The organism is Acinetobacter sp. KAM396, assembly GCF_021602765.1.
Taxonomy (GTDB): Bacteria; Pseudomonadota; Gammaproteobacteria; order Pseudomonadales; family Moraxellaceae; genus Acinetobacter; species Acinetobacter towneri_A.
The window spans coordinates 77,816-90,644 of the sequence record NZ_BPPH01000006.1 but is presented as its reverse complement, the minus strand read 5'-3'; the positions used below and the strand labels follow the sequence as shown (position 1 = coordinate 90,644).

Genomic DNA, 12,829 nt, shown 5'->3' with positions numbered 1-12,829 from the left:
CCCCTCAGATGAATTTCAGTGAGGGGTTTCTTTTTATTCTAAAGCGGCTATAGTGGAGGCGCGTTGAGAATCGCTTCTTTCGATCCTGGTAGACCAGGTTGAGATTCTGGAATCGTTTCCAAGCCTTCAACTTTTTCTACTATACCATTTTGATTGAAAAAGATTTTCAAATGCTGACCATGCGCGGCAGGGATCTTGGCTTTTTTAGCATAAGTTCCTGGGATATAGTTGTAAATGTAGTCCCACCGTAGCGGATTCATCGGATCGGCAATGGTTGGACTGCCCAGCAAAAAGCGAACTTGCTGATGACTCATACCGACTTGGACTTTAGACGCTTGAGCTTGGGTTAAAGGTGTACCCTGTGGAATATCGACTTTATAAACGCCCAAGGTCGAACAGCCTGCGAGCAGTGAAGTGACCAATAACGTCAACATGATTTTTTGCATTTTGCTACACTATCCCAAATTAATTATGATGCATTTGATCTTGATTCAGTGTTAGATCATACTGCATCTTAACTTTGTTGCATATTCCAACTTTAATTTTGTTGAGAGACCTTTTTCATGCCTATTTCAAACCAAGAATTACGCAAAGCTGGACTTAAAGTGACCCTTCCACGAATTAAAATCTTAGAATTATTAGAAAATTCAAAACAACATCATTTAAGTGCAGAAGAAATCTACAAAACTTTACTCGATCAGGGTGAAGATGTGGGTTTAGCAACTGTGTATCGTGTGTTAACACAGTTTGAAGCAGCGGGCATTATTGAGCGTCATAATTTTGAGAACAATCATTCTGTGTTTGAAATTATGCAGGAAGATCACCACGATCATCTCGTTTGCTTAAACTGTAGCAAAGTGGTTGAATTTATTAATGATACCATTGAAAAAGAACAGCATGATGTGGCAGAAAAATTTGGTTTTGAGCTTACAGGTCACTCGCTGAATTTATATGGTTATTGTGATGCGCCAGAATGTCGTGAAGCATTACGCAAAAAATAATTTACTAAACGTATAAAAAATAGGCTTGCGTATGCAAGCCTATTTTTTTGTGTTTAAGCGTTGTTATTGCCCATCGAAAGTAATATTCGAGGTTGCATGTAACAATCGCTCGCCGCCTTCTTCGGCAAGTTTGATTTGTAGACGCAAATCGTTTGGCGAGTCGGCGTGTTTGAGCGCATCTTTATAACTAATTTGCTTGGCTTTATAGAGGTCGTATAAAGCTTGGTCAAAGGTTTGCATACCTAATTCACGTGAACGCTTCATTAGGTCTTTAATTTCATGCACATCACCTTTACGGATTAAATCTGCAACTAATGGTGAGTTAATTAAAATTTCAATCGCAGCTCGTCGTGAGTTGCCATCAATAGTTGGGATTAACTGCTGCGCCACAATTGCTTTCAGGTTTAGTGATAAATCCATGAACAACTGGTTATGACGGTCTGCCTCAAAGAAGTGAATAATACGGTCAATGGCTTGGTTAGCATTGTTGGCGTGCAGGGTGGCAAATACCAAATGCCCCGTTTCTGCAAAGGCAATGGCATAATCCATGGTTTCGCGGGAACGAATCTCACCAATTAGAATCACATCAGGCGCTTGTCGTAAGGTGTTTTTTAATGCGATTTCAAAGGAATCGGTATCAATCCCGACTTCACGTTGGGTAATAATACAGCCCGCATGTTCATGCACAAATTCAATCGGGTCTTCAATGGTGATGATATGACCTTTAGAGTTTTGGTTGCGGTAACCAATAATAGATGCCAAAGAAGTCGATTTACCTGTACCCGTTGCGCCTACAAAAATGATGATGCCACGTTTGGTCATCGCCAAATCTTTGAGAATAGGTGGCAGTTTCAAGTCATCCATGGCCGGAATTTTGGTTTCAATCCGACGCAGTACCATGCCCGGCTCATCACGTTGCTGGAATGCGCTGACACGAAAACGTGCTGTTTTTTCGCGGTTGGTGATCGCAAAGTTACACTCACGGGTTTCGGCAAATTCCTTGCGCTGTTTTTCACTCATAATTGAGTTAAGCAGCTGACCGACAATTTCACCTGAGAGCTTACTTTTTGCCACAGGTACAATTTGTCCATGAATTTTCATGGAAGGTTCAACATCGGCTGTAATAAACAAGTCTGATGCTTGTTGCTGAATCATTAAATTCAATAAATCATTAAAGTCCATCGCGTATCTCGAATTTTAAACTTATAAGAATGATTCAGGTTGTTTTGCAACCGTTCGAGCCGTTTGTGGGCTAATCACACCGCGCGATACCAAGTTCTTCAAACTCTGGTCGAGGGTAGTCATACCGTAGTTGGCACCTGTCTGAATTGCCGAGTACATTTGAGCTACTTTATTTTCACGAATCAAGTTTCGCACCGCAGGAATACCAATCATGATTTCATGCGCTGCTACACGGCCACCGCCATTTTTCTTGAGCAGGGATTGTGAAATGACGGCTTGTAAAGATTCAGATAACATGGCGCGTACCATGTCTTTTTCTTCGGCAGGGAATACGTCAATTACACGGTCAATGGTTTTTGCTGCAGAGGTGGTGTGTAGCGTCCCAAATACCAAGTGACCCGTTTCGGCAGCAGTCAGTGCTAAACGAATGGTTTCTAAATCACGCATCTCACCCACTAGAATAATGTCAGGGTCTTCACGCAGTGCTGAACGTAATGCTTCGTTAAAGCCATGCGTATCACGGTGTACTTCACGTTGGTTAACCAAACATTTTTTAGATTGGTGTACAAATTCGATTGGGTCTTCGACGGTCAGAATATGGTCGTAGCGATTGTCATTAATAAAGTCAATCATCGCGGCAAGTGTGGTTGATTTACCTGAACCCGTTGGGCCTGTCACCAATACCAAACCACGTGGATATTCACAAATATCTTTAAAGATTTGTCCCATGCCTAAATCTTCAAGGGTCAAAACTTTAGAAGGAATGGTACGGAATACTGCACCTGCACCACGGTTTTGGTTAAATGCGTTCACACGGAAACGAGCCACGCCTGGGACTTCAAAAGAAAAGTCCGTTTCTAGATTTTCTTCATAATCACGACGTTGTTTATCATTCATAATGTCGTACACTAATTTGTGTACTTCTTTATGTTCTAATGCTGGTAAGTTAATTCGACGAACTTCACCATCCACACGAATCAGTGGTGGCATGCCCGCAGATAAGTGTAAATCCGAAGCGCCGTTTTTAGCGGAGAACGCCAATAATTCTGTAATATCCATGAAAGTCCCCGAGATCAATTAAATCTTAATTATTTTGATAGAATAATACGGCTTTCCATCAGCTTAACCAACTGTTAGTTGCTGGACAAGGTAAAAAAAGATGAATGAAATGAGAAATGCATCAATGAATAATCTGCAGCTTATGCGCACTCAGGTTTTGCAACAAATTCAACAGGCATGCCAGTTGGCACAGCGCGAGCCAAATACGGTGCAATTGTTGGCAGTGTCTAAGACTCATCCGAGTGAAGCCTTGCGTGAAATGTATGCGACAGGGCAGCGCGCTTTTGGCGAAAATTATTTGCAAGAAGCTTTGGATAAAATGCAGGCCCTGAGTGATTTAGAAATTGAATGGCACTTTATTGGGCATGTGCAGCGCAATAAAACCAAACATTTGGCGGAAAAATTTGCATGGGTGAATGGGGTAGATCGTTTGATTATTGCCGAGCGTTTATCGAATCAGCGCGATGCTCAACAAGTGCCCCTGAATATTTGTTTACAAGTAAATATTGATGCGCAAGACACGAAGGATGGTTGTCAGCCGAGCGAAGTTGCAGAATTAGTCCGACAGATCAGCCAATTACCGCATTTAAAACTACGCGGTTTGATGGTGATTCCTGCGCCCAATCACCCGCAAGCTTTTCAGGATGCCAAACAATTGTTTGATGCAGTGAAAGCACAACATGCACAACCTGAAGATTGGGATACTTTGAGTATGGGGATGTCGGGCGATTTAAATGCAGCAATTGCAGCAGGTTCAACTATGGTACGGATTGGTACAGCATTGTTTGGTGCACGTGACTATTCCAAGGCTTAATTGCTAGATGAACAAAGAATCTGCCAAGATTTTGCAAACATTATCTTGTACGTTTTGGCTGACATGAAATGCGGAATTTTGCGGCTAGTGCTGAAGGGTGGATTTTCTTAATATGAACTTATCGGGAAACAGGGAGTTTCCTAAATAAGAAGAATAAGAAATAGAACAACACGGAAGTGCTTGGTACGACAGGAGTTATACCAAAAACTGAATCTAGAAAGCCTCGATAGGATGTCGAGGCTTTTTTAGTTTTGTGTCGTAAAGCTGTCAAAGTTTTGGCTTGTTTAGATTATTTTTAATAACCTTCACGATTTTTAGAAAGCGCCACTTCCGTCCAGTAAATAGGTGAAATAGACATTCAAGATTTATTCTCTATCCAGATTCGAATACGTGCTATTAGTAAAAATAACAAAAAACAGAACTGAAAGAAGCCTGTGAAAATGATGATCCAACCGCTATTTCCTGGTGTTTTTCTTGCATCCAACTCAATGACTAAAGTGCAGACGGTGAGGATGATTTCAAAAATTAAAACCGCTTTAAAAACCCAAGGTTTAGGGAAACGTATTAACCATGTGAGAAAAATAATACTTAAACAGGGCAATACAGCAAAGAGAATAATCGTTTTTATATCCATAAAATTAAGTACTTAAAGTGTGGGTGATTTTAAAATCAACCCAATATAACTTCAGGGAAGCCTAAAATCTGAAATCTCACGGTCATCTCAATAATTCTTCAATCGACAAATAATCTTCAGATTTTAGGCAGTATTGGCTTTTAACCCATCACATTGACTTCACTTGCTCCTGCACCCACAGGTTTGACTTGAATTTGCACAGGAATTCGTTCGTGCATTTCCTGAATATGCGAAATCAACACTACTTTACGTCCCTGACTTTGCAGATGGTCTAAGGCATTCATCACCATATGCAAGGAAGTCGGGTCGAGTGTGCCAAAGCCTTCATCAATAAATAGTGATTCCAGTTTCATTGAACCAGATGCCATATTGGCAATTGCCAGTGCCAAAGCCAAAGAAACTAAAAAGGTTTCCCCACCAGATAAAGACAGGACAGGGCGAATTTCACTGTTCATGTCTAAATCAATAATCGCCAAACCCAAACTGTCAGGAATACGATGCAATTGATAACGCGAACTGAGTGGTAGTAATTGCTGATTGGCGTATTCCACCAAAATATCCAAGTGATGTTCTTGGGCAATTTTCTTAAATTTTGTCCCTTCTTTATGCCCAATTAAATCGTAAATACGTCCCCAACGATATTCTTCAGCTTTGATACTTTCAATTTGAGTCTGGTAGGCTGCAAAAATCCCCTGATTGGTGCGATTCAGGCGTAGTTGCGCCTCAATGTCATTATAGTCTTGCTGTTGTTTGACTTTGTCTGTTTGCAGTGCAGAAAGTTGAGTAGTGACTTCGTCAAAACTTAATTGCGGCTGTTGTTTTAAGTGCTTTTGATATTGCTCTTCTAACGTTTGCCAAGCTGTTTTAGCACTTTCTAGAGTGTTTTGCTGTTGCTGTAGCATCTTGCGTATTTGCTGATGTTCAGCATAAGAAATTTGTAAACATTTATCAATGATGCTGGCTTGAAAGTGCGTGTGTGTCGCTTGCCAAGTTGCAATGTGATGCTGACATTCAGTGTGTTGCTGCATGCGCTGTTGAATTTTACTGTCCAAACCATGTTTTTGTAGTTGTAAGTCTTTTAACACCTGTTCTGCTTGGTTGAGTGCAGTTCGTTGTGTGCTAAGTGCAAGACTTAGTTGCTGTTGTTGCTGATCTAAAGCCTGCTGCCATTCTTGATAGGTCTGATATTCACATCCCGCATGAGTTCTTGTAAGCTGCTTAATTTGATCACGCAGCTCACTTCCTGCAGTTTTAATCTGCTGCAGTTGTAGGGTTTTCTCTGCATGTTGCTGTTGTAAAAATAGCAACTTTTCTTGCACTTGCTGCTGTTGTTGAGTCAGTTGTTCAATCGTTTTGCTCAGTTGAATTTGCTGCTGCTGTAAGTGGTGACGTTGCTCTAAATGTTGCAAGGCATGTTGATAGTACTCAATTGGTTGATTGAGCCAAGCGTTTCTTTGATCTGCATCCAAAAGCGACAAAATAGGCTGTGAACGCTGAGCGAGGTCTTGGCGTTGTTGAATGGCATATTTGAGTTGTTCTGCATGCTGTGCAGCATTGCGCCAAAGTTTTAGGGTGTCGTTTGCCTGTTGAATGCTCTGCTGCAAGATTTGAGTGGACTGAGATGTGGTTGCCCAATGTTGTTGCACGCTTTCAATTTGCTTTGCAACAGGCAGCGACGCATCCACATCTAATGATAAGGATGCTGTAAGCTGTTGTACTAATGTCTGCTGTTGTTCAAGTTGCTGTTGCAGTTCAAGACTGCGTTGTTGTTGTTGATGATAAGTTGCATCGTATTGACTGCGAGCACGCTCCAATTGTTGTAGCTGTTTTTGCGCATGCTCAAATTCAGTTTTGGCCTGCTGCAATTGCTGATCCTGCAATTGGTTTAAAGCATCACTGAGTAAATTTTCATGCTGAATAAACGGATGTTCATGGCTGCCGCAGACCATACACGCTTCATTCGGTTTTAATTGGGCACGTAAATCCTGCACACTTTGATGCTGCAATAAACGCTGCTGTTCAAAAATCTGCTGTAATTGTTGCAAGGCTTGTTCAGTAATTTGCACTTGCTGCTGTTGGGTTTGAATTTGAGTCTGTGTCTGCTGTTGCAGACTTAAAGTTTCTTGCTGACGCTGTTGTAACTGCTCAAATAGGGTGGTCTGTTGTTGCCATTGTTCAAGTGCCTGTTGCAAGCGCTCTAAAACATGCACACTCTTTAAAGCATGTTGTAATTGCTGTTGCTCTGCCGTGAGTTGCTGCTCAAGTTGTTCAGGATGTTGATATTGTTTTTCCCAAACCAACAGTTGTTGCTGTGTATGTTGTTGTTGCTCAATTAAAGTATCTAATGCAGATTGGAATAGCGTAGGGTTTTGCTGACGTAGCTGCTGTTCAAGCTGCAAATAATCTTGCAGACGTTGCAACGTAAGGGCTAAATTATCATCAAAATTTGCCCATGCCGCAGTCTGTTTGAATTGCTGTTGTAAATGTTGCTGTTGTTGTTGCTCGGTTGCAAGTTGAGTCGTCAGTTGCTTCAAATTATTTTGCACAGGCTGAATTTGCTGCTCTGCAAATAATTTTTGTGCAGCATCCAAAGCGGTATATTGTTGAAGTTTGCTAGAAATTTCATGTTGTAACTGTGCCGCAATTTCAAGTTGTGGTTTCAATTGTTCAACATGCTGCTGCCATGCCTCAAGTTCTTTCTCCGCTTGCTGTTGCTGACTCTTCGCTTGCTGTTGTGCGAGTTCTGCTTGTTGCAAGTTTGGTTCAAATTTCAAAAGCTGCTCATTTAGGTTTTTTAGCTCGTTGTCCGCTTGCTGACGTAACACAAATTGCTCTCGGATGGTTTGAAATTCATCTAAATGTTTGAGCAATTGTTTTTGCGAAGCGAGCTTAAGATCAGCATCGACTTGAACATCGTATATTTCTTTTTTAGCTTGGGTGCTGGCATAGAGTTCATGGCAATCTTTGTGCCATTTGACATCATTTTCATACAGTTTTTCGGTTTGGGTCAACAAAGCTAACTGCTGACTCAGCTCATGTTTTTGGGCTTCTAAACCTTTCAGTGTTTCCTCGCTGAGGAGCACCACATGCCCCATGACATTTTCAAGATCTGTCCTTTTTTGTTTAATTTGACTAAATTTAACGGCTGCACGTTTACTGACTTCGGTAAAAATTTGCGAATTGGTTAAATATTCAAGCAAATCTGCCCGTTCATGGTCTTTGGCTTTTAGAAATGCCCCGACTTCCGATTGTGCCAATAATACTGCGCGTGTGAATTGTTCAAAACTAAGGCCAATCAGTTGTTCTACAATCGGCGTGGCTTCTGAAATTTTTTGATTTAAAACCCGTTGCTCATCTAGACAGGTAATGGCACGTTCAACTTTTAAGTTTCCATCCACTTTATTATGTGCACGGCGAATTTGCCAACGTGCCGAATAGCGTTTTTGATCGAGCGCGATAAATTCAAGTTCTGCAAAGCCAGAAGTCGTACCACGACGTAAAATATGCTTAGAGTCTTTTAAGGAAATTTCTTTGCCTGCGGTATCGGTCAGACTGCCTGTAGCACCTCTTAAACGTGGAATTTCATCATAAAGTGCCAAACACATGGCATCGAGCAATGTCGATTTACCTGCACCCGTTTTGCCCGTAATTGCAATTAAACCTGCCTGTGCTAATGGCTCATCTTCAAAATTGATGACATGGGTGCCTGCTAAAGATGCCAAATTATTTAAGCTTAAACGTAAAATTTTCATGGCAAATCCCTAAGCTTTATTCTGATCAAGTTCGTGTTGGGCTTCGGCCAAAAGCTGTAAAAAATCTTGGCTCACTTCTGGGTCTGGTTGATAGCCCATTTTTTCCCATAAATCTAAAAATAATTTTTCAGGCGTTGGCGGTTCTAAATCAATTTTTGATTGTTGCAAGTTCGAGTTTTCACTATTTTGAAAGCGTCGTGCAATACGCAGTAAACGATAGCGGTTGGCAGGTAGTGCTTGTTCAATTTGTTGACGTAAATCAATGGGTGGTGGCGCATCGCTGATATATTCAATTTCTAAAAAATGCCGTGCGCAGACTTCTGCAATTTCATCTTTTGGCAATTGATGAAGTTCGGTGATTAATTCAGAAAGTTCGCAGCGAATCCGAAGCAGCTCTACCGTACGTGGAATAAGCAAGCTTTCATATTGGAAACGCTGTGCATCTGCCTGCAACGGGTCAATTCTGACCTCAAGAACTTGGTGTTTATAATTCAGCTCGCTAAATGATAAGGGGATGGGTGAACCGCTATAACGGATATGCGGCTTTCCCACCTGTTGCGGTTTGTGTAAGTGTCCAAGTGCGACATAGTCAATCACCTCATCAAACACTGCAGTCGATAAGGCTTCTTCATTCCCCACTACAATGGGGCGTTCTGAGTCAGAAGTTTCGCCGCCTTGCATGTGCGCATGTGACATTAAAATTAAGGCTTGATCGGGCTGTTTACGGGCTTTGGCTTCTGCAATGAGTTGTTGATGCAAATAAGCAACTGCAGATTGATTGTCACTGCTATGTTCATTTAAACCTGTAATTTCTGCACTGCGTAAATAGGGCAGGGTCAGACACCAGGCCACAATATTTTGCGCAGCATCATAAATAGGCACTAAGAGTTTATCTAAATCTAATTTTTGCTCAGCTGTTTTGCCAATCACGCCCACGGCTTTGGCGTTGAAGCGATCTAAAAAGGGTTCAACTTGCTCAATGCGATAGCCAGAGTCATGATTACCAGCAATCATTAAGGTTTGCATGTGTGGCGCAAGCGCATGCGCATCGGTAAGGAATTGGTAGAGTTGTTTTTGAGCGCTCGAAGCAGGATTTACTACATCAAAAATATCGCCTGCAATGAGCAGCGCATTTGGCTGTTTGCTTTTAATTTGAGTTAAGAGCCAATTCAAAAATTCAGTATGTTCATATTCACGTTCATGGTGATGGAAAAATTGTCCCAAATGCCAATCAGACGTATGTAAAAAATGAACAGCCATGCGTGTTCCAATCTTGATGTTGAATTATGAGATAACTTAACATAACTGAGCGCAACACTGCGGCAAAAAACCAGTTTTCTGCTTTTAAAGCGACAATTTAGGTCGCAGAAATTTTAAAGAGAAGAGAAAATAAAATCTGTCGCGATCTGTATAGAAAAATAGGAATAGTCAAAGTCTGATGCTAAATAAGCGAGATAAAAAGGTCTTAAAAAATAAAGACCGACGATTCGAGTGATGATGAAATCGTCGGTCAAAGAAAAACTTGCGATACAGTAAAGCTTGGGCTGCTGTTCAAAGCATGACTGTATGCGATTTATTGCTTTAGTAGGTCACCGAAAATATTGTGGATGCCATACACATTAACGGTTGTTGTGACCTTGTAGCCTATATAACGTCAGGCTTTTGTATTCGGTTGACAATTTCATGAAAAAAAAACCAATTTTTTTTATACTAGGCTGAATCTTTTGTCTGAGTCATTTTCATGGTATCGCTAAGCCGTTATTTTCTCTGGTTTTTCTTGTATTGCTTTGTGATGACCTGTATTTGTGGCGTATTGGCTGCATTGTTACCTGCGGGTGTAGGCGGGATTTTAACTGCAGTGCCTTATTTGGTTGCCATGATTTTAGTGCTGTATAAGTTTTTAAAACAACAACGCCGCGCACCGAATGACAAGGAACGCAAGACATTTACTTTGGGATTTAGCCTGATTTTCTGGGGCTATAACTTGGCATTTTTATTATTAGGTTTGGTCATATTCTCTCGCCAAAACCCAAGCATTTGGCAAGATTTTTTACAATATTTACAACAGCCACAATTTATAAGCGTGGTGGTGATCATGTTTTTATTGATTGCAATTCCACTGTATTTGCTGACTTATTGGTTTTATGGCAAACAAGCACAGCGTATGGCAGTGAAAATGTTTGGCTTGCAAAAATAGTTATTAGTCACTGATTTTATTCAAATACATGATCAGTTATGTGATGATGATTTGCTTAGACTTGAACATTTAGTCTAAATCACGTATAGCTAAAACTATATTTTTCATCATGCTGAGATTGGACAATGCATAAACCTTTGGTGCTGGTAACAGGGGCAAGTGGTTTTATTGGTTCACAATTGTTGCCATTTTTATTGCAACAGGATTATCGGGTGGTGGGGTTAACCCGACAGCTTAATCGAGTATCCAAACATCCTCAATTGCGTTGGATTCAGCAGTTGGATGAACTCGACACCGACAAAATTGATTATGTGATTAATTTGGCAGGAGAAAGTATTGGGCAGGGCAGATGGACTGCGGCACGTAAACAAAAATTGCTCGATAGTCGGGTTCAGACCACAGTGCACTTATATCAATATCTTGAAAAGCGCCGTATTTTTCCAAAGTGTATTATTTCAGGTTCGGCTGTAGGGTATTACGGAATTGATCCGCAGGAACAATGGTCAGCAGTATGTACCGAGCACAGTGCGGCACAAGATATTTTTATGTCACAGTTGTGCCAACAATGGGAACAGGCTGCATTAAGCTTCAGTCAGCAAAAAACCAAAATTATGCGCTTGGGCGTGGTGTTTGGACGCGGTGGCGGCATTTTACCGCAAATGTTGTTACCAATTCGTTTAAATGCTGTCGGGCGGATTGGGCATGGACGGCAGCCTGTGGCATGGGTACATATACAAGATGTTTTACAAGTCATTCACTTGTTAATGACGCAAACTGTAGACGCCAAAATTCTGAATGTAGTTGCACCTGAAAAAACCAGTCAACAGGATTTTGCCGAAACTGCAGCTCGGCTTTTAAAACGTCGTCCATTTTTTGTGTTACCTGCTTTTGTCTTACGTGGGCTATTGGGCGAGCAATCACAATTGGTGCTGAATGGGCAATATGTCAAACCCCAAGCCTTAGAGCACGCGGGTTATTGTTTTCAATATCCAAAACTTGAACAGGCGCTAGCGGCTTGTTTAGGTGCATCATCCTCTACTTAAATAGAGGATGATGCTGAACATTATGCATTGATAGCAGTTGAATGTAATTGCTTTGGATCATAAGCAGCAGGATCCACAATTGTCTCTTGCCCAAGCATGAGTTGTCTTAATAACTGCGCTGAAGCAGTGCCCATACATAGGCCATTACGGAAGTGTCCGAAATTCACCCAAACATTATTCAAGTTTGGTACTTTGCCGATATAGGGCACACCTGTAGGCGAGCCTGGACGTAAACCCGCCCATTGTTTCACAATGGGGAATTGTGCCAATTCAGGCACCATTTCAAAACAGGCACTTAAAATATCCTGTTTAATTTGTGGGTCAGGGGAAGTATCAAAACCAACATGACGCATACTTGAACCGCAGAGCACATGCCCATCTTGACGTGGAATCAAGTACATGACCTTGTTCATGCACATGCTGGGTAACCATTGTGCAGGGGTTTTAAACAATACGATTTGCCCTTGCACAGGCTGTATAGGAATCTGTAAACCCAGTTGTGCCGCCCACTGTTGTGACCATGCGCCTGTTGTAAGTACGATATGATCTGCTTGATGTAAACGGCCATCGGCAGATTGAATGGCTTGAATACGATTTTCAATGATCTGAAATTGTTGAATTGGGCAGTGTTCAAAAAATCGCACGCGCGGATGTTGTTTCAAATATTGCGTGAGCGATTGTAATAAGCGCGGATTGCGCACATTGGCAAGCTGTGAAAAATACAGGGCTTGTTGAAATTTGGGATGGATATGCGGGTTAATTTGTTCGAGCTGTTTCCGATTCAGATATTCGGCTTGCTGCATGGTTTCGTGATGACGCTCGGCATAATTTAAACCAATTTCAAAATCATCTTCATCAAAAATCAGCATACCTGTTTCATGGATTTCAAAATTAATGCCTGTGATAGGTTTGAGTTTTTCATTCCATGCTTGGTACTGTGGTTTGGCAAATTTAGCTAAGTCATTGACCGCTTGAGGATAACGCCATGGATACATGGGAGAAAGAATTCCACTCCCTGCCCATGATGCGGCTTGAGCTGCCTGTTGTTGATCAAAAATACTGATAGAGCAACCTTGCTCTACCAGTTCGAGTGCAGACAACAAACCGCTGATGCCTGCACCAATAATTGCGATGTGCATGAAAGCCG

10 protein-coding genes are annotated in these 12,829 nt (G+C 41.4%); 4 read left to right on the top strand and 6 right to left on the bottom strand.

Features of this window, described 5'->3' with window-relative positions; all coding sequences use genetic code 11:
* Nucleotides 1-47 precede the first annotated feature (47 nt).
* Nucleotides 48-446, bottom strand: a complete 399-nt coding sequence (locus L6C30_RS05400; protein ID WP_004975323.1) for an outer membrane protein assembly factor BamE — start codon at nucleotides 444-446, stop codon at nucleotides 48-50.
* 117 nt (nucleotides 447-563) lie between these two features.
* Between L6C30_RS05400 and fur the strand changes: the two genes are divergently transcribed.
* Entirely contained in the window at nucleotides 564-1,001 is a 438-nt protein-coding gene (gene fur, locus L6C30_RS05395; RefSeq protein ID WP_019838290.1) for a ferric iron uptake transcriptional regulator, read from the top strand.
* Nucleotides 1,002-1,064: 63 nt separating this feature from the next.
* Here fur and L6C30_RS05390 read toward each other — a convergent pair whose 3' ends face one another.
* The gene (locus L6C30_RS05390; RefSeq protein ID WP_230245234.1) at nucleotides 1,065-2,183 is read right to left on the bottom strand and encodes a PilT/PilU family type 4a pilus ATPase; all 1,119 of its coding nucleotides are present in this window, start codon (nucleotides 2,181-2,183) and stop codon (nucleotides 1,065-1,067) included.
* 21 nt (nucleotides 2,184-2,204) lie between these two features.
* Nucleotides 2,205-3,242, bottom strand: coding sequence for a type IV pilus twitching motility protein PilT (locus tag L6C30_RS05385; RefSeq protein ID WP_019838292.1), 1,038 nt, complete (start codon nucleotides 3,240-3,242; stop codon nucleotides 2,205-2,207).
* A 124-nt stretch (nucleotides 3,243-3,366) separates the two neighbouring features.
* Here L6C30_RS05385 and L6C30_RS05380 point away from each other — a divergent pair, with 124 nt between their 5' ends.
* Entirely contained in the window at nucleotides 3,367-4,056 is a 690-nt protein-coding gene (locus L6C30_RS05380; RefSeq protein WP_019838293.1) for a YggS family pyridoxal phosphate-dependent enzyme, read from the top strand.
* 774 nt (nucleotides 4,057-4,830) lie between these two features.
* On the opposite strand, the gene L6C30_RS05375 is transcribed toward L6C30_RS05380, so the two are convergent.
* Together L6C30_RS05375 and L6C30_RS05370 are read right to left on the bottom strand one after the other, a co-directional pair.
* Complete coding sequence (locus tag L6C30_RS05375; protein WP_236162493.1) at nucleotides 4,831-8,442, bottom strand: SbcC/MukB-like Walker B domain-containing protein; 3,612 nt, start codon at nucleotides 8,440-8,442, stop codon at nucleotides 4,831-4,833.
* 9 nt (nucleotides 8,443-8,451) lie between these two features.
* Nucleotides 8,452-9,702 carry an exonuclease SbcCD subunit D C-terminal domain-containing protein gene (locus L6C30_RS05370; RefSeq protein WP_019838296.1) on the bottom strand — a complete coding sequence of 417 codons (1,251 nt, stop codon included), beginning with the start codon at nucleotides 9,700-9,702 and terminating at the stop codon, nucleotides 8,452-8,454.
* A 481-nt stretch (nucleotides 9,703-10,183) separates the two neighbouring features.
* Between L6C30_RS05370 and L6C30_RS05365 the strand changes: the two genes are divergently transcribed.
* Nucleotides 10,184-10,639: an ABZJ_00895 family protein gene (locus L6C30_RS05365; protein ID WP_070154271.1), complete on the top strand. Its 456-nt coding sequence runs from the start codon at nucleotides 10,184-10,186 to the stop codon at nucleotides 10,637-10,639.
* Between the two features lie 125 nt (nucleotides 10,640-10,764).
* Nucleotides 10,765-11,682, top strand: a complete 918-nt coding sequence (locus L6C30_RS05360) for a TIGR01777 family oxidoreductase (RefSeq protein WP_236162494.1) — start codon at nucleotides 10,765-10,767, stop codon at nucleotides 11,680-11,682.
* A gap of 20 nt (nucleotides 11,683-11,702) precedes the next feature.
* Here the strand turns inward: L6C30_RS05360 and L6C30_RS05355 are convergent, their stop codons facing one another.
* Entirely contained in the window at nucleotides 11,703-12,821 is a 1,119-nt protein-coding gene (locus L6C30_RS05355) for an FAD-binding oxidoreductase (RefSeq protein WP_070154268.1), read from the bottom strand.
* Between the last annotated feature and the right edge of the window lie 8 nt (nucleotides 12,822-12,829).

What these genes read in the sequence shown, in the direction of transcription:
- L6C30_RS05400 (WP_004975323.1), bottom strand. Translation starts at nt 446, where the DNA reads ATGCAAAAAATCATGTTGACGTTATTGGTCACTTCACTGCTCGCAGGC.
- L6C30_RS05390 (WP_230245234.1), bottom strand. Translation starts at nt 2,183, where the DNA reads ATGGACTTTAATGATTTATTGAATTTAATGATTCAGCAACAAGCATCA.
- L6C30_RS05385 (WP_019838292.1), bottom strand. Translation starts at nt 3,242, where the DNA reads ATGGATATTACAGAATTATTGGCGTTCTCCGCTAAAAACGGCGCTTCG.
- L6C30_RS05365 (WP_070154271.1), top strand. Translation starts at nt 10,184, where the DNA reads ATGGTATCGCTAAGCCGTTATTTTCTCTGGTTTTTCTTGTATTGCTTT.
- L6C30_RS05380 (WP_019838293.1), top strand. Translation starts at nt 3,367, where the DNA reads ATGAATAATCTGCAGCTTATGCGCACTCAGGTTTTGCAACAAATTCAA.
- L6C30_RS05355 (WP_070154268.1), bottom strand. Translation starts at nt 12,821, where the DNA reads ATGCACATCGCAATTATTGGTGCAGGCATCAGCGGTTTGTTGTCTGCA.
- L6C30_RS05360 (WP_236162494.1), top strand. Translation starts at nt 10,765, where the DNA reads ATGCATAAACCTTTGGTGCTGGTAACAGGGGCAAGTGGTTTTATTGGT.
- L6C30_RS05375 (WP_236162493.1), bottom strand. Translation starts at nt 8,442, where the DNA reads ATGAAAATTTTACGTTTAAGCTTAAATAATTTGGCATCTTTAGCAGGC.
- fur (WP_019838290.1), top strand. Translation starts at nt 564, where the DNA reads ATGCCTATTTCAAACCAAGAATTACGCAAAGCTGGACTTAAAGTGACC.
- L6C30_RS05370 (WP_019838296.1), bottom strand. Translation starts at nt 9,702, where the DNA reads ATGGCTGTTCATTTTTTACATACGTCTGATTGGCATTTGGGACAATTT.